Below are 15,935 nucleotides of genomic sequence, written 5' to 3' on the forward strand. Positions count from 1 at the left end.
ATTCTCTGTCTAGTATTTTGACGTTTGTTTTTACTTAAAATGCTCCTTGATAAATGCTGGTACATCTTTATCGCTAAAGGTGCGAATTTCTTTGTGATTCACTGTTTTATAAACGAAAATAGCGGTATACGGTGCTTCATTAAACCAGCCATAACCTGCGTTCTCTATCGATGAGAGCAATTGATCATGTTCACTCAGTTTAAGGGCGTTTTTATCGTTCATAATACGATTAATTATTTCTTCTTCAGGATATTCCTTGAATTGTTCCTGTTCTATTGAATCATTAGTTACGACAACATAGTCTATATCATCAGGTGTCACAATTGCTTCTTTCAGCATGTCGTTTTCCTCTAGCCATGCGATGAAGCTTTTATATGAATGCTTCAATTCAATATGGTCATAATCGTTTATGCCCGACATAACTTCAATCGATGATGTGTTCCCTACTTGATAATAATCAATGGAAAATGGTTCTTGCTCAATTTCCTTTTTCAGAATTGCCATAGCCTGTTTAATTTTCTCCATATCGGTAATCGTCAACGGGCTATCAGTTATGTGTTTGTTAATTCTAATAGATGTAATTTCATCGGTATTCATTTTAAAAATAGGCTGGTGAGTATGCTTATACTCAAGTGATTCAAAAATCCCTCTCATTTGGGGCTCGTAATCGAATCGATCGATCGTGTACTGGCGAACCAGTTTATCTCCATTCTTCAATTCATAGATAAAGAGAGCAAATTCCCGTGATTCCAATCCTTGCTCATTCAATTTTTCATTATTGATGATACTCTCATGGAACTTTCGGACTGCTTCTATATTTTCTTGCTGGAATAGTGGTTTTGGAGCAAGTCGATCATCCGCGTCCATATAAACGTGATTCGCGTAGGTGACACTTTTAATCTCCTCTAGAGCAGGCACCTTTTTCTCGTATGGAGCGAACGCTTGAGTTATGAGGATCAAGACCGCCATCGCAACCGCAAAATATCCAAGGCCTTTTACTTTTCCAAAGACCCTCCATGTTTTTTGAAGAACCATTTCGGCAGCGAAGTATCCGATTATCCCCCCAGCTGTGTACCCAAATATTAGCCAGGCAAATTTATTCTGCATGGCATCGAAATACATGCCACCAAGAAGCATCATGCAGAAAGCTGCTCCGTATTTAAAAACAACTTTTAAACCATTAAAAGCAATTGCCTCCGATGCAGCTTCTATTTTCCTTTTTTTATAGATAAATAGGGACAGGACATATGAGACCAATACAAAGACTGAATATAAGAGAACTGCCTTCACAGATATTGACTGACCCTCTAAAATAGTCAGATGTGAAATAGGTGAAAGATATTCTATATTCCTGATCTGATAATAATCACTAGGAAAACCATACAACATTAATCCAAGATTATAGATGATCAGCAGAGTGAATCCAGCCGGAAACAGGAGCATGATATACGTCAAGACACCCTGGACCACCGATATTCCTGTGATCATTGCTATAAAAACCCCAGAAAGGTAAAATACAGCATTAAATAAAATGATGATCCCAGCCCATCTGAAAATGTCCTGCAGCTGGAAATATAAATTCAAGTCATACACACTGTGAATAATGGCAGTGAACAGCGCAATCAAGATGACTGGAATAATCAGAAACACAAAGCCTGTCAGTGTATAAAAGTGGAAAATATCCTGCCGTTTCAATGGCAGACTATGGATTAAATCTGCTGCCTGCTTCACATGCAGGAAACGATAAAGAAAGATTGCCATAACAACTGGTACCGTAATAAACATGATGAACTGTATCGCAAAATTGAAATCAAACAATCTTTCCACCGGCATGAAATCACGGTAGTTCTCACCTGAATACAGCATCATGATTCTTAATGGAATCGCGAAAAATAAAGCCAGGAAGTAAATGACGGATATCCAGCCGACGTTTCTTCCAACCTGTAGTACCATTTCTTTCTTAAACAATGATGTTTTTGATTGCATAGCCGATATCCCCCATTTCATATATAAAAATCTCCTCTAATGTCAATGGGAGGATATCAAATATAACAGGTTCAGTCTGATTGATAACCTTCTCGATCTCATCCTCTTTCCCCCTGATAATACATACCATGACACTTCCCCTTCTTTCGCAGTGGAGCATTGTCAGTTGATTTTCCAGGTGCTTCGGTGTTTCTCCCTTATAAGCCACCTGAACCTTATGTATATCAGATTTAAGATCATCAAGGTCTTTTTCCAAAAGGAGTGACCCATGATGCAAAATTCCAATATGGTCGCAAATATCTTCAATTTCGCGCAAGTTATGCGAGGATATTAAAATCGTCATTTCCCTGTCTGCGACATCCTGTATCAGTAGGTTTTTAACCTTTTTCCTTGCCACCGGATCCAATCCATCCATGGGCTCATCAAGAATCAATATTTCAGGCATCGTTGATAAGGCGAGCCAGAAAGCAGCTTGTCTTTGAATTCCCTTTGAAAAGGTATGTAATTTTTTGTTCATGCTGAAGTCGAATATTTCGGCTAATTTGATAAATCTAGCTTCATTCCATGAAGGATAAACGCTTTTATAGAAATTCGCCATCTGCTTGACTGTATACTGAGGAAAGAAATATGGCTGGTCGGATATATAAAAGATCTTCTCTTTTAAGGCTTGGTTTTCAAAGACCGCTGAACCTTCCAAAAGCACCTTCCCAGAATCCTGTTTATAAATTCCAGCAAGCAATTTAATGATGGTTGTTTTACCTGCACCATTCGATCCAATCAAGCCGTATATTGATCCTTTATTTATAGTCATATTGACGTTTTTTACAGCCTCGTGTTTTTCAAATGTTTTATTGATCTCGATCATTTGAATCATCTTGCCTGCTTCCCCCTTTCAAGCCATCAATGTTTCCAATCATCTCACGCAACTCTTCCGCAGTAATGCCCAGGTACAATGCTTCCTGTAGCAGTTTTTCCAGATCCTGCTTCACCTGCAATATTTTATCTGCATCTTTGCCAGGTTCCATCGCATTTACAAAACTCCCCTTGCCTTTTAATGAATAAATGAATCCCTGTACCTCAAGCTCTCTATATGCCTTTTGAATTGTATTTGGGTTTATTGTCAATTGCTGTGCCATCTGACGCACCGAAGGCAATTGTTCATCAGGTTTGAGCACTTCATTAATGATCAGCTCTTTCATCTTATCTACCAGCTGCTCGTATATCGGTTTTCGGCTCCTCAGGTCAAGCTCAAACATAATGACCCCCTATCTGTACTAAGTGTACTATTATTATTAATACAGTTAAATTATATGCCAACCACTTCCAAAAAGATAGGGGATATTTTCTTAATAATTTCTTAAGAAAAATTAAGAAATTGATGTCTAACTCATGAAGGTGAACTCGATAGGTAATGGTTAAATTATCTATTTAGTGTAATTTTACACAATTATTATATATAATCACAAGGCTGAAAGAGAAAAATAATTCGACAAAAAAACACCCTAGCGTTAACTAGAGTGCTAATTTATAGTAGATAAAGTCGTCCTTTTCTTCTGATTCTTTTTGAAAAAGACATCTATCTAAAACCTTTTGTGATGGTAAATTATTCCTGGTAGTTTTCGCACGTAATTCTTTCAGGTCCATATTCTTAGTTTCTAATATAAGCAATTGCAGCCCTTTGACAGCAGCTCCCTTGCCAGAGAATTTTTGTCCTACCCGATAACCGATATCGCCTGATTTAGTCACCCAGTCAATATCGACAAGGTTCATTCGACCGATGATTTGTCCATTTTCGTCTTTGATTAAATAAAACAGAGACCTTCTATCTTCCTGTTCCTCCAATAACTCTTCCAAGGTTTCACAAAAATCTTCATACCTAAAATACGAATCTGGCCTGGGCGGCACGAAACTTTCGAAAAATTCCTTATTTTCTTTTTCGAACGCGAACAATTGGACCGCATCATCCAGTGACAATAACGATAAATACAGGTTCATACTTTCTTACCCTCCAATTTTGAAGTTACTTTGAAGATGTATTACCTCAAACAATCATGATTTAATCGAACTTAAGACCTTATATCTAGGCATATTTACTATTCGCCATGTTTTCTCAATAACCTTTCCAACAAACACCAACTAATCCAAAATACATTAAACATCACCTGCTTATCCATAATAAAACGGGAGGTGAAGAAAGTGAAATGGTTATTGGCAATTGGACTTATTCTATCTAGCAGTACAGCAGATAATCATGATGAAATAGATTTAGTTTGGGATGGTGAATCAATTGTAGAAGTTCAGCGATCAGATTTTTCGATTCCATGGTTTGGGTATCCAATTCTTAACCATACAATGCTGGAAACATTAAATAAACAAATGTCTCTTCAGATTAAGAAGGAACCCATAAATGCAGGTTTGGATGATTACGGGAACATCATACCAGAAGAGGTGGGATATATTCTTGATGAGAAAAAGTTCAAGGAAAAATTCACAGCAAGTTTTTTTGAAAGACACCATTCACGATTACAAGTTCCTACCTTACCTGTATATCCGAAGGTAGACAGCGAAATCATCGCCAATATACGAACAAATCTAATTGGCCATTACATAACATATTTCAATAGTAGGAACAAGGAACGGACCCATAACATTAACCTTGCTGCGGAAGCAATCAATAATCATGTTGTTTTTCCCGGGGAAACCTTTTCCTTCAATAAAATTGTCGGCAAACGTACCGCCTCACGCGGTTATCAGCCTGCACCCATAATTGTTAGAGGAGAATTATCAGAGGGAATTGGCGGAGGTATTTGCCAGGTATCATCAACACTTTTTAATGCAGCTGATCGCTCTGGCATGAAGATACTCGAGCGATATTCTCACAGCAAGCAGGTTCCCTACGTTCCACCTGGCAGGGATGCAACTGTCAGTTGGTATGGGCCAGATTTCACATTCAAGAACAAATACAACCAGCCCATTCTGATCCGGGCTAAAACTTATCCTGGTAAAATGATTGTCATGATTTATTCCTCTGATGAAATCAACATAGAAAAGCGCAAAGTTCCCAGCACAGACAGCAGTGTTATAATACCTGAAGAAGCCATATGATGTTAAAAAGGAATCCTTGAAATAAAAAGGGTTCCTTTTATTTTACAGGAAAACCTTTACAGAGTAGTAAATCTTTACGTACACTAATGGTAATAGATGGTTTTTATATTTTCATAGGATGTGAGAAAACTTGCCTAAAAAAAAGAATACAACACCAATAAGGGTCAATATTCTATTCTTTTCAGTCTTTATTCTCTTTTCATTGCTGGTCCTTCGCCTCGGCATTGTCCAAATCGTCCATGGCGAAGACTATAAACGTGAAATTAATCGCAAGGAGGATGTGACAGTCAATAACCCTGTCCCGCGAGGAAAGATGCTGGACAGAAACCACAAGGTAATCGTCGACAACAAACCACTGAATGCTATTACATATACGAATGAAGGTGCTTCCCAGAAGGAAATGCTCCAAGTAGCTGCAAAGCTAGCCAGAATCATTGAGAAAGATACAGATAAAGTCCGAGAGAGAGATATGAAGGATTTCTGGATGATCAAGCATCCAGAAGAAGCAAAGAAACTTTTAAAAGATAAAGAGATGGAGCTTTTCAGAAATAAAAAGCTGAAAAATAAAGATTTATATAAACTACAGCTTGAGAGAGTTACAAAAAATCACCTTAGTCAACTAACTGAGCAGGATATTGAAGAGCTTGCGATTTTCAGCATCATGAACAGCGGCTATAAATTCGTGCCGCAAATCATCAAAAATGAAGGTGTCACACAGGAAGAATATGCGCTAGTCAATGAAAATCTGTCACTGCTTCCTGGTGTTAATGCTGCAACAGACTGGGACCGGGAATATAAGTATGAAGAGGCCTTTAAACCTGTACTAGGAAGAATCACGACAAGCAATGAAGGTCTTCCTGCCGAAAGACTTGATTATTTCATGTCACGTGGTTATACACGTAATGACCGTGTTGGGAAAAGCAATCTCGAACTTGAATATGAAGATGTACTTCAGGGTAAAAAAGAAAAAATTGTGAATGTGACCGATAAAGCCGGCGAACTTCTGGAAAAGGAATTAGTTTCAGAAGGACAGCGCGGAAAAGATCTAGTCCTAAGTATTGATATGGATCTGCAGCTCGCTGTCGAGGAAATTGTTGAGAAGGAATTATGGGCTGCCAAACGGTCTCCGGGAACAGGGCTCTTGGACAGTGCCTACGTTGTTTTAATGGATCCAAACACTGGTGAAGTATTGACAATGGCAGGAAAAAGAATTGTAAAAGACAAGAAAACAAACGAAGTTTATATGGAAGATGACGCACTTGGCAACATACTTAAAACCTTTAACGTCGGCTCTGTCGTCAAAGGGGCAACGGTTTTTACCGGCTATAAAACAGGCGCAATCAGTTCAACTACCAGATTTGATGATAGAGCACTTGATATAAAGGGTACTCCTATAAAAAAATCCTATAGCTACCTCGGAGTCTTGAATGACATCGATGCCTTGAAGAGATCATCCAACGTCTATATGTTCCATACCGCGATCAGGATTGGGAATGGTGTCTACCGTTATCAGCAACCGTTGAACCTTGAGCCAGAAGTTTGGGATACGATTCGCAATTCCTTCGCCTCATTCGGCCTTGGCATCCGTACAGGAATTGACTTGCCAAATGAACAAACCGGTGCAAAGGGAGCAAATTACCCAATTGGTAAAGTACTCGATTTAGTGATCGGTCAGTATGATACGTATTCGAATATGCAGCTTGCCCAGTATATCTCTACGATCGCTAACGGGGGCTATCGAATGCAGCCAAAGATTGTCAAAGAAATACGTGAACCCGCCATGAATGGTGAAGAGCTAGGGCCTATCTATAAATCCTATTCACCAAATGTACTCAATGATATTGGTGCGAAAGACCAGTGGCTTGATCGTGTCCATATTGGCTTCAAAAAAGTAATGCAGGAACCTGGCGGTACAGCATATCGTTATTTCAGCACAGCCACCTACTCGCCTGCTGGAAAAACCGGAACTGCTGAGGCTTTCTACGATGGGCAATATCGAGTAAAAGGAGACGCACTAATAGATACAATGAATCTTAGCCTTGTTGGCTATGCACCTTCCGACAATCCAGAAATCGCCATGGCTGTGATAGTACCCTGGGCTTACCAGGGCAGTGTTGACCACGGTGCTAACAAAAAGATTGGCCGTGCTGTGATGGATGCATATTTCAACATGAAAAATGGAACTGAACAACCCACCGATGAAACTGAAGATTAAGAGACACGTTCCTGCTCTGTATTGCTTTTATGACTCTGATAGTAATTTTGAGGATTGATAAGAAAAGCAGTGCCTTTTGGCACTGCTTTTCAGCTTCTTTTACAGTTCTTTCGCAAGTGAAGGCTTATTCATTTCAAGGCTTTCAAATGCAGCTCCAATTTTTTCTTCACCCTGTGCGAATTTTTCATCAGCAGCATCAAAGGCTGGAGCATCTTTCTTCAGCTCTTCTGATTTCATTTTATATGATTCAGCAATTTCTTTAAGAGCAGTTTCCAGATCCGCTTTTTGATCCTTTAAATCCGCAGGCACTTCCAGGCCTTCAACCTTAGTCGCAACAGCGGCTGCTGATTCACTCGCCGCTGCCTTTTCTTCAGGTGTCGGCTCCTCTGCTCCCTCATATGCATTTAGATCAGCATCAGCCTCGTTAATCGTGCTAACAATGCTCATGTAAAATTTATACATAACACTCTTTGGGTTTGCAGCAGGCTTTGCAGCTTCCTCTGATTCTTTATTTTCAGGTTGTGCTTCTTCTTTTTCCGCTGAACATGCAGTCAACCCGATTGCGAATGTAATCGCTGAAAGTAAAATCCAAAACTTCTTCATCTTTGTTCTCCCCTTCAAACTATATATCGCTAAGTGTGAGACCTGAATTTCACACAGCTTTTTCATTATAAAGGGATTATTTAACAAATACAAATTATTTATGGCCAACTTTATTAAAAAGTCCCCACTTGCCCAAAAGCAATAACGAATTACTTTATCACCACTTTAGCATGATAATGAATTCGTTAGTGTCAGTTTTAAACTCATACGTCTTTTTAAACTCCAGGTTTTCATATAGCTTCATTGCCCTCTTATTAAATTTAGCGACAGTCAACCTGAAAATCGAATCTGAACTTAAAGTTTTAAGTTCGTTTAATACAAATGAAAAAAATAAAGAACCATTCCCCTTTCCAGTTAACTCAGGATGCATTCCTACTCCTACATCAATTGCTGGTTCAGTATATGCACCTGCCCCTCTTCCAGCTGGAACCTGGGCTGAATGCCCACTGCAATAAAACCCAATTAATGCCCCACTTTCGTCCTCTACGGCTATATATCCTTCATTCATTAATTCACTTATTGCATCATCGGTAACGTCATTATTATATAAATCATACGGCGGATCATACTTCCAACTTAAAATATCCGTTGCAATAACCTTCGTCATCTTCCTGCTATATAACTTCAAGACTCTCCCCCCTGCCTGTTTATCGAAATATTATCTAATAGTTATTTAACATTCAATACAAAAAAACTATTAGTTTTGAATGCAGTTTAATAAAAAAAATCATTTTTACTATTTTGTCATTTTTTCGTAATAATAGGTTTAATAGTTTCAACTGCGGGAATATAAGTAGTAACAAAACAAAAACAATTAATGACAGGAGCGATTACATAATGATTACTACATTCGCATTACTTGGAGGAGCTTTCGCAATCGCCGCTGGTTTAAATTTCTTCGCAGTTAATGAAAATGCATTTATAGATGACGAAGCAACTAATTAAAGAGACGCTGTCCGCAGCGTCTCTTTTTCTGTAGATTTGAACATTTATTGTATTTTTGTTCAGGCGCAGGAAATACTAGAATTGAAGAGAATTAGTTAAGCATAAGCGTCTAGCCTCATATCTATTAAGGAGGTACGGAAACATGCAGACACCAGATATATTATCAGGTGAACAAGTTATATTGTGCAAAATTAAAGAAGAGGATTTGGATACATGGTGGGGCCTGATTCACAATGACGAACATCCTGAATGGAAAAAATGGGATGCACCTTACTATCCACTAAGGCGAGAAAGCCTTGATAAGTTTAAAGAACAAATGACGAACCTCATCCATCAGGGATATGACAGAAAGTACCTTATTAAAGTAAACGATGAAATTATCGGAATGGTGGCATATTACTGGGAACACGAATCTTCACAATGGCTGGAAATTGGGATTGTTATTTATTTGCCAGAATATTGGAATGGTGGGTATGGGACTGAGGCATTGAAAGTTTGGATTACACACCTATTTGAAACTTTCCCAATTCCAAGGATCGGCTTTACAACCTGGTCCGGCAATTCCAGGATGCTTACGGTTGGTAAAAAACTGGGAATGGTCGAAGAGGCTCGAATCAGGAAATGCCGACTCTATAACGGGAAATACTATGATTCAATAAAAATGGGATTATTAAGGGAAGAATGGGAAGCCCAGCAACATTCCTGAATCTCATCTAGGGCAAGTACTTTAAGATATTAAAACAGGCTAAAAACGATTGTGAGTCCATCGTTTCTAGCCTGTTTTATTCATGTCATCCAAGAATGCCACAACTATTGGCTTAAAGTATTCTGGACATATAGAATTCATCATTATATTGACCATCGACAAGTAACGAATCCTTCTTGGTTCCTTCTATTTCAAAGCCCATCTTCTTGTATAATGCGATACCTGCCTTATTTTCAGTCATCACCGTTAATTCCAATCTGTGAATCCTAACTTCTTTCCCCCAGCTAAAAAGCTCTTCAAAAAGTCTTGTGCCAAATCCGGAACCACGAAAACCTGACTTTATGCCTATAACAAGATAAGCTGTATGCTTAGTACGGCTTGCACTTCCTCCCTTTGCAATTAAATATCCTGCCAGTCCACTGTCAGCCTCTGCCAGGAAAATATTTGAGTTTTCTTCAGCCCTAAGAGTCTGAATCATTTTCCTTTGAGCCTCAGGATTGAATTTCCTTTCACCAGGTCCAAATAGCATGAAATTCGTTGTACCTTCAACTTCTTGTATGAGTTGTGCAAAATCATCTGTATCTCGTTCTTCGGCTTGCCGGATATTCATATTAAGTCACCTCTATACCATATACGATTTCAAAAAAACAGAGGAAAATCCTCTGTCTTAGGAAAAAATGCTCTTTATGCTTTCAATTAGTTCTTTAAAAAAGTTTGAGACTGATTCCAGGAAGCCTTTGTCCCCTACTGCCTCCTCGATTCTCTTCTGGATATCTGTAGAAAGGTTTTCTAACTGAGTTTTAACATTGTCAAAATTGATGTTCAAATCGCGCATTTTATTGAACAAATCAACGAGAAGCTGTTTGTCTTCCGGGCTAAGCTGAATTTCGAGAGACTTTAGCTTTTCATCGATAATCTTCTCGATCTCTTCTTTTGTTGCTGGGTTTTGAGCTGCAATTTCTTTCTTGATTTCTGTCAGGAGCTCACTAACTTTATCCTGATCGAGCCCCTCTTTTTTAGCTAGTTTTGTTGCCAGGTTCAATTCTTGATTGGCAACTTCAGTACGATCCTTATCAAGGGCTGTTCCTTCACCTTCATCATATGCCTTATAGATTCCCACTAGAGCTGAGTGTCCGGTTACCTTGACTGGTGAAACGACATCTACAATGGCATCCTCGATTCCTGCTGTCAACAGCGCGTTGGCGTACATTTCATCCGTTACTTCCGTTATATTTTCTGGAGTGACTTGGTTAATCACAAGCCCCTCTCCGGTATCCTTCCTAGTAATCTTGGCAGATGAATACATATTGGAATGTTCATCGCCATCGATATAGGTTACTAGATCTTTTCCTGTTACAACAATTTCCTTAACTTTGGAAGGATCTTTGATTCCCAGCAGATTCCTGACTTCATCTTTCTGCTTTTCTGAAAGTGCTTCACCATAAACTACAATTGGTGGTCCGTATTTCTCATTTATGACATCCTCATTGTCAGTGGAAGCAAATGCTGGAACAGTATAAATACCCAAAGCGAAAACAAACAGGCTAAATAAAACTGAGATTTTCATCAAGTGCGTAACTTTCATCAATTGTTTCTCCTTTTTCACATTATTTTACCTACTTACCCTTCTTACATCAGTTAGAACCTGAAGAATGATTTCCCATCAGTTGGGCTCTTTTCACAGGTTCCCTTATTAATACGAATATTTACGCCAAAAAGTTTCATTGACAAGCTACTGAAAAGGAATCAGGAATTACTTTCCATTAATTTTACTCACAAGCATATTACCTTATATAAATTTCATTTTCATTTAAAAACCTAAGATACTCTGTTGACGAACCACCACTGCCAAAACCATTATTGTTTGGGTAAGAAGGATACTCTGTGGACCCATCAACCGATGTTGACTGCCAGCCAAAGTAATATTGAGCAGGTGGAAAAAAGTCAGCAAATAAAGGATTGGGTTTCATTGCTGCCATCAGTTTATTTTCTGCTTCCATATACTTTTGCCACTCTGGAGGAATCGAAGTATAACCATATGACTTCTCTCCAACCTCTGCCCTGTAATCCATTTGAATACCGGGATCATACTGTTGCTTTCCATCACTGACGGAAAACCCACGTTCTTTAATCAAAAAAAACGTCAAAAATTCCAGATTATTCTCTGGATGATAATTCCACATAATAAAATGTGATGACGGGTCATTTGAATCAATCTTCCAGATTTGCGGCATGCTTCCGGTAGAGAAACTTGATAATTTCCACTCCTGCTTTCCCCACTCCCAAAAGCTTATACCATGGCCTTCCTCTTTTGTAATGAAAGGAATGTATACATGCTTATCATCAAGAAAAATCGTGTCCTGTATTTCCGCTATTCCAACTCTGTTATATGGATCACTCAAGATTGCCTTTATTTCCTCCTGGTCTGGAAAGGTTGCTGGAGGAGCTAGATAATACCAATAAAAAATTCCTCCAGCCATAAGAATCGTAATAAGTAAAAGAGGCACGAGCACCTTTTTGCGCATGAAGTTACTCCCCCTTCTTTAGCAAAGATTTTTCGGCACGAAAGTATACTTGCTTTTGGCCCGTTGAGATTAAGATCCCTTTTCCATCTTGTTCAACAAAAATCATAGGATCGATACCGCTTCCCCATTTTGCTTCAATTCCTGTAAGCTGATATGGAAATCTTTCTTCAGCTTTTGAAAGTTCACCGGCAGACTCAAAGGCTTCGTAGTACCACTTTTCACTATATACTGATTCTTTCTTGAAACTGTCCAATTGATCAAGAAGAGAATCCCTGTCCAATATCTTGCTGCCAGCAGAGGGATGGGTTTGAATGATCTTTCCTTTGTTGATATCCGAAAGATAGGTTGATATCTCATTGGCAGGGAATATAGCCGAATGGATTAGTGGACTGATAAGTGAAACTGCTAAAAAGATAAAATTGGCGAAGAAGCCTAACCAGGCATATTTCCGATACTTATCCCAGCTAATACCCTCTTCTTTACGTGAATAGATACGTGAATAGATTCCATATAAAATCCATACACCAAGAGGAAGAATGGCTAGTTTTATCTGCTGATCCATATATGGCAAGTTAATAGAAAAAGAGAATAATCCAACAAAAATGACAATCGCCAGTTTCCATATGATTGGTTTTATATCCTGTTTACTATATATACGTCTTGCCAGAATGAAAATAGCACCCCATGCCACTAGATTCAAAACAATCCCAGGAGCGTTCATATATTCACCTCATTTTAGTTACTGTTTATTCTTACCTGAAAACATTGATCATGAAATACTTTGTCAGCGCCAGGTATTCTCTTATATATGATTTCAACACTGCCTGAATTGGCGTCTTTGCAGCCAATCCATTTATCTTCAGTGCTTCATTGTCTGCTATCATCTTGGAACGGAAGATATGGAAATCATTCGTCACCACTAAGCCAATTTCAGCATTTTCAGGTATGAATTTTTTAGAAAATCCAATATTCTCGTACGTATCAGTGGACTTGTCTTCAAGGATAATCCTTGATTCTTCGATCCCATGTTGCATTAGTTCCCTTTTAATACATTCGGCTTCAGATATGTCTTCCCCCGGGCCTTTGCCACCGGAGGCGATCGCAATAGTATCAGGATTTTCCTTTAGATAATTTGCTGCGTGGTCAATACGGTATTTTAGTGCCAGCGAAGGAACTTTTCCCTTGACCCGCGCTCCTAGAATTATCATATAATCAGAATTCTTCGGCACATCCATGTTAGCGTGCTGGTTTATTTTGTAATGAAGGTAACCTACATAAAACAAGGAAAAGAGAAGTCCTGCTATCACAATTTTTTTGATTATTGGTTTCTTTATCATGATTATTAACCCTCCAAATCGATACTCTAATATTACCATCGTTTACCATAGAAGGTTTGTAATTTTCTTAATAACAAGCTGTTTTCGTTAAAATTGTTGTTAAAATCCTAAAGCCGATTTTAACGTGATAAAAAGTCATTTTGAAGTCTTTATTAAGTGTGCAAGCTCTTTCTCATAATAAGCTTTTAATTTTATGAAGAAACATAGGTCATTCAATCCTATTTTGTAGTCAATAGCAACAAAATTTGAGAAAAGAGTCTGATAAAATGGATAACTTGATAAAAAATAACATAACTCGACTGGTTATTATAATAAAATCACGACGGTTTTACCTAAAAGAGTGTATGGTGGTGTTTTTTCACTTTCTTTGCCGAAAGCCAACTAGTTTTGTCAGCGACAAAGGAAAAGCAAATTAAAAAGCGAAATTTTACTATAACAAGGGGGGATTATGATGAATACTAGCGCAGTAGCAAAGCTGCTCGGCGTTTCACCGAGCACAATACAACGCTGGGTGAAGCAGGCAAACCTTCAAATGGAGCGTACGGAGTTAGGACATTATCAATTTTCCGGGGAAAGTATCGAGATCTTAAAAGACATCAAAGAACAGCTTAATAAAGGAGTTTTATTACAGGATTTAAAAATTAAAGGAAGAAAGCAAAGAAAAGCGACAATCCCAGCTGTTAAACCAGATATGGCACTGGATAAGCTAATGAAGCGAATGGAGGATTTCGAAAACAGGCTTAACCGAAAGGCTGATGAAGTTGTATCATATCAAATCCTTCAGCATCGCAGGGAAATTGAGGAACTGCAAAATGAGGTAGCCAGACTGAAAGAAGTGATTACAAGCATGGAGGAAGCCGCTGCACAGCAGGAACAAGTGGCTAAGGAGGAAAAACAAACATCTTTAGCACCTGTTTCTTCCTTAAGGAAATTCAAAAAACGAAATATAATCAGTTCCTTTTTTGGATTTTAATTTGGCACATCAAGGATGTGTTCTTTTTTTGTAAATATTTAATCCTCAAAATCAACAATATTTACGAAAAAGCCAAATCAAAAAAACAGACCCATAAAATCTGAGTCTGTTTCAGGTATCCTTAGTTAGGCTTTCTGTACGTTTGTCGCTTGCGGGCCACGCTGGCCTTGTTCAACTTCAAATGTAACTTCTTGTCCTTCATCTAAAGATTTGTAACCTTCGCCCTGGATTGCTGAGAAGTGTACAAATACATCTTCCCCGCCTTCACGTTCGATGAATCCAAAGCCTTTTTCGCTGTTAAACCATTTTACTTTACCACGTTCCACTATTGTTGCCTCCTAGCGATTAAAAAAATTGCAATTTAACCTTGCGTGATTATTATATCCTTCTAAAAATATTTTAAACCAAAATAGAAGAATTTTTTTGACGAAAATTTAGCTGCATAACTTTTTATAGGTTGCCTCATCGCAAATGACAAACATCTCCGTACCCTCAGGAATTTCTTCATTATGTTTTCTTGCAATATCAAGCGCGTGTCCATCTGAAATGAGTGTTGCTCCGAGGTCAAAGAGCTCCATGGCTGCTTGCTTATAAGTAGTCCAATGCGGCTTCTTCTCGATTTTATAGAGGTTCTCTCCTTCCATATTGCTGAGCAGTTGTTTAAACAGCTTGCTCGAACCTGGAAAGATCGCTGCCTGAGCCATGAGTTTAGATACTGATTCATTGGATAAAATAAATTCATCGATGTTCGCATGTTCGAACAACGCAATATGCTTTTCTTTCATGATCTCGGCAATCGTATATATATTTCTTTTTGACTGTTTCGAGATATGTTCTACCCTTGATGCTATAAGCAAAGTTTTCCCATCAGCGTATTCAGGAAACTCAATACGATCATCCGTAAAGACAGCCACTGATTTGGACTCGAGGATATTAGCCTGCATTAGAATTTCTTCTTCAGCAGGGTTTCCGCTGACAAAATGTACTCGGTCATGCTGCACTGGCGACTCATTGCTATGATCGACAATGACTATATCGCACTTTTTATTGGAATTCAGGATTTCCTCAACAACATTACTAAGTTTATCTTTGGAGGAGCCGATCAGTATATAGTGGTCCTTTCCTTTATATGCCAACTTCCCTTCCTCCTTCATTTTTTTATACAAAGTCAAACTATCAAAAATCTTGCCGATGATAATACCCATTGCCCCAATCCCGACTGTATATAGCAGCACCATCGTAAAAATTCGGCCTAAATCACTGCTGGGGGAGTAATCACCATAACCAACCGTCACGACCGTGGTCATTGTCCACCAGACTGCATCAAGGTATCTTGGAAAAGTTTCTGGTTCAAGTGTCTTGATAATCAAGCTGCTTAATAGAATCACTCCAAGAACGATCAAGGTGATTTTCAAAAGACTGACTTTCAGCAGTTTTGTAAAAAACCTCTGTAAAATCCACATGAATGGACCTCCTTTCTTTTATGCTCTTTTCTCACTACAAAATAGGATTGGTTGACCTATGTTTCTCGCAAAGTTGA

Annotated in this window: 17 protein-coding genes; 4 read left to right on the forward strand and 13 right to left on the reverse strand. The window is 38.5% G+C overall.

What is annotated here, in order from left to right:
- Positions 1-30: 30 nt before the first annotated feature.
- The 4 genes from AC0VX7_RS13540 to AC0VX7_RS13555 form a co-directional block, all read right to left on the reverse strand.
- Positions 31-1,986, reverse strand: coding sequence for a DUF6449 domain-containing protein (locus AC0VX7_RS13540; RefSeq protein WP_475424655.1), 1,956 nt, complete (start codon positions 1,984-1,986; stop codon positions 31-33).
- On the reverse strand, positions 1,961-2,860 hold the full coding sequence (locus AC0VX7_RS13545) for an ABC transporter ATP-binding protein (protein WP_475424656.1): 900 nt from the start codon (positions 2,858-2,860) through the stop codon (positions 1,961-1,963). The genes AC0VX7_RS13540 and AC0VX7_RS13545 overlap by 26 nt, the downstream gene beginning before the upstream one ends.
- On the reverse strand, positions 2,835-3,242 hold the full coding sequence (locus AC0VX7_RS13550) for a GntR family transcriptional regulator (protein ID WP_475424657.1): 408 nt from the start codon (positions 3,240-3,242) through the stop codon (positions 2,835-2,837). The genes AC0VX7_RS13545 and AC0VX7_RS13550 overlap by 26 nt, the downstream gene beginning before the upstream one ends.
- A 256-nt stretch (positions 3,243-3,498) precedes the next feature.
- Positions 3,499-3,981 (reverse strand): GNAT family N-acetyltransferase, encoded by a 483-nt coding sequence (locus AC0VX7_RS13555; RefSeq protein ID WP_475424658.1) that lies wholly within the window; start codon positions 3,979-3,981, stop codon positions 3,499-3,501.
- A 201-nt stretch (positions 3,982-4,182) separates the two neighbouring features.
- Here AC0VX7_RS13555 and AC0VX7_RS13560 point away from each other — a divergent pair, with 201 nt between their 5' ends.
- Positions 4,183-5,091: a VanW family protein gene (locus AC0VX7_RS13560; protein ID WP_475424659.1), complete on the forward strand. Its 909-nt coding sequence runs from the start codon at positions 4,183-4,185 to the stop codon at positions 5,089-5,091.
- A gap of 130 nt (positions 5,092-5,221) precedes the next feature.
- The gene (locus AC0VX7_RS13565; RefSeq protein WP_475424660.1) at positions 5,222-7,306 is read left to right on the forward strand and encodes a peptidoglycan D,D-transpeptidase FtsI family protein; all 2,085 of its coding nucleotides are present in this window, start codon (positions 5,222-5,224) and stop codon (positions 7,304-7,306) included.
- A 99-nt stretch (positions 7,307-7,405) separates the two neighbouring features.
- Here AC0VX7_RS13565 and AC0VX7_RS13570 read toward each other — a convergent pair whose 3' ends face one another.
- Together AC0VX7_RS13570 and AC0VX7_RS13575 are read right to left on the reverse strand one after the other, a co-directional pair.
- A complete protein-coding gene (locus AC0VX7_RS13570) occupies positions 7,406-7,909 on the reverse strand; it encodes a hypothetical protein (protein ID WP_084135442.1) in 504 nt (167 codons plus the stop codon).
- A gap of 157 nt (positions 7,910-8,066) precedes the next feature.
- Positions 8,067-8,537 (reverse strand): GNAT family N-acetyltransferase, encoded by a 471-nt coding sequence (locus AC0VX7_RS13575; protein WP_475424661.1) that lies wholly within the window; start codon positions 8,535-8,537, stop codon positions 8,067-8,069.
- Between the two features lie 459 nt (positions 8,538-8,996).
- On the opposite strand from AC0VX7_RS13575, the gene AC0VX7_RS13580 reads away from it, so the two are divergent.
- Positions 8,997-9,560 carry a GNAT family N-acetyltransferase gene (locus AC0VX7_RS13580; RefSeq protein ID WP_475424662.1) on the forward strand — a complete coding sequence of 188 codons (564 nt, stop codon included), beginning with the start codon at positions 8,997-8,999 and terminating at the stop codon, positions 9,558-9,560.
- Positions 9,561-9,672: 112 nt separating this feature from the next.
- Here the strand turns inward: AC0VX7_RS13580 and AC0VX7_RS13585 are convergent, their stop codons facing one another.
- From AC0VX7_RS13585 to AC0VX7_RS13605, 5 genes are all read right to left on the reverse strand, one after another.
- A complete protein-coding gene (locus AC0VX7_RS13585) occupies positions 9,673-10,170 on the reverse strand; it encodes an N-acetyltransferase family protein (RefSeq protein ID WP_475424663.1) in 498 nt (165 codons plus the stop codon).
- Between the two features lie 57 nt (positions 10,171-10,227).
- Positions 10,228-11,145 carry a DUF1002 domain-containing protein gene (locus AC0VX7_RS13590; RefSeq protein ID WP_475424664.1) on the reverse strand — a complete coding sequence of 306 codons (918 nt, stop codon included), beginning with the start codon at positions 11,143-11,145 and terminating at the stop codon, positions 10,228-10,230.
- Positions 11,146-11,344: 199 nt separating this feature from the next.
- The gene (locus AC0VX7_RS13595) at positions 11,345-12,085 is read right to left on the reverse strand and encodes a hypothetical protein (RefSeq protein ID WP_475424665.1); all 741 of its coding nucleotides are present in this window, start codon (positions 12,083-12,085) and stop codon (positions 11,345-11,347) included.
- 4 nt (positions 12,086-12,089) lie between these two features.
- The gene (locus tag AC0VX7_RS13600) at positions 12,090-12,806 is read right to left on the reverse strand and encodes a hypothetical protein (protein WP_475424666.1); all 717 of its coding nucleotides are present in this window, start codon (positions 12,804-12,806) and stop codon (positions 12,090-12,092) included.
- Positions 12,807-12,837: 31 nt separating this feature from the next.
- Positions 12,838-13,422, reverse strand: a complete 585-nt coding sequence (locus tag AC0VX7_RS13605) for a YdcF family protein (RefSeq protein ID WP_475424667.1) — start codon at positions 13,420-13,422, stop codon at positions 12,838-12,840.
- 451 nt (positions 13,423-13,873) lie between these two features.
- Between AC0VX7_RS13605 and AC0VX7_RS13610 the strand changes: the two genes are divergently transcribed.
- Positions 13,874-14,395, forward strand: a complete 522-nt coding sequence (locus tag AC0VX7_RS13610; RefSeq protein ID WP_475428151.1) for a MerR family transcriptional regulator — start codon at positions 13,874-13,876, stop codon at positions 14,393-14,395.
- 125 nt (positions 14,396-14,520) lie between these two features.
- Here the strand turns inward: AC0VX7_RS13610 and AC0VX7_RS13615 are convergent, their stop codons facing one another.
- Both AC0VX7_RS13615 and AC0VX7_RS13620 read right to left on the reverse strand, forming a co-directional pair.
- Entirely contained in the window at positions 14,521-14,721 is a 201-nt protein-coding gene (locus AC0VX7_RS13615; RefSeq protein WP_023614065.1) for a cold-shock protein, read from the reverse strand.
- Between the two features lie 108 nt (positions 14,722-14,829).
- Positions 14,830-15,858, reverse strand: a complete 1,029-nt coding sequence (locus tag AC0VX7_RS13620) for an ion channel (RefSeq protein ID WP_475424668.1) — start codon at positions 15,856-15,858, stop codon at positions 14,830-14,832.
- Positions 15,859-15,935 lie beyond the last annotated feature (77 nt).

It is taken from the genome of Mesobacillus sp. QJM3NY_10 (assembly GCF_056173465.1).

Excerpts from the sequence above, each read along its gene's own strand:
- AC0VX7_RS13540 (WP_475424655.1), bottom strand. The coding sequence starts at position 1,986 with ATGCAATCAAAAACATCATTGTTTAAGAAAGAAATGGTACTACAGGTT.
- AC0VX7_RS13545 (WP_475424656.1), bottom strand. The coding sequence starts at position 2,860 with ATGATTCAAATGATCGAGATCAATAAAACATTTGAAAAACACGAGGCT.
- AC0VX7_RS13550 (WP_475424657.1), bottom strand. The coding sequence starts at position 3,242 with ATGTTTGAGCTTGACCTGAGGAGCCGAAAACCGATATACGAGCAGCTG.
- AC0VX7_RS13555 (WP_475424658.1), bottom strand. The coding sequence starts at position 3,981 with ATGAACCTGTATTTATCGTTATTGTCACTGGATGATGCGGTCCAATTG.
- AC0VX7_RS13570 (WP_084135442.1), bottom strand. The coding sequence starts at position 7,909 with ATGAAGAAGTTTTGGATTTTACTTTCAGCGATTACATTCGCAATCGGG.
- AC0VX7_RS13580 (WP_475424662.1), top strand. The coding sequence starts at position 8,997 with ATGCAGACACCAGATATATTATCAGGTGAACAAGTTATATTGTGCAAA.
- AC0VX7_RS13585 (WP_475424663.1), bottom strand. The coding sequence starts at position 10,170 with ATGAATATCCGGCAAGCCGAAGAACGAGATACAGATGATTTTGCACAA.
- AC0VX7_RS13590 (WP_475424664.1), bottom strand. The coding sequence starts at position 11,145 with ATGAAAGTTACGCACTTGATGAAAATCTCAGTTTTATTTAGCCTGTTT.
- AC0VX7_RS13595 (WP_475424665.1), bottom strand. The coding sequence starts at position 12,085 with ATGCGCAAAAAGGTGCTCGTGCCTCTTTTACTTATTACGATTCTTATG.
- AC0VX7_RS13600 (WP_475424666.1), bottom strand. The coding sequence starts at position 12,806 with ATGAACGCTCCTGGGATTGTTTTGAATCTAGTGGCATGGGGTGCTATT.
- AC0VX7_RS13605 (WP_475424667.1), bottom strand. The coding sequence starts at position 13,422 with ATGATAAAGAAACCAATAATCAAAAAAATTGTGATAGCAGGACTTCTC.
- AC0VX7_RS13610 (WP_475428151.1), top strand. The coding sequence starts at position 13,874 with ATGAATACTAGCGCAGTAGCAAAGCTGCTCGGCGTTTCACCGAGCACA.
- AC0VX7_RS13620 (WP_475424668.1), bottom strand. The coding sequence starts at position 15,858 with ATGTGGATTTTACAGAGGTTTTTTACAAAACTGCTGAAAGTCAGTCTT.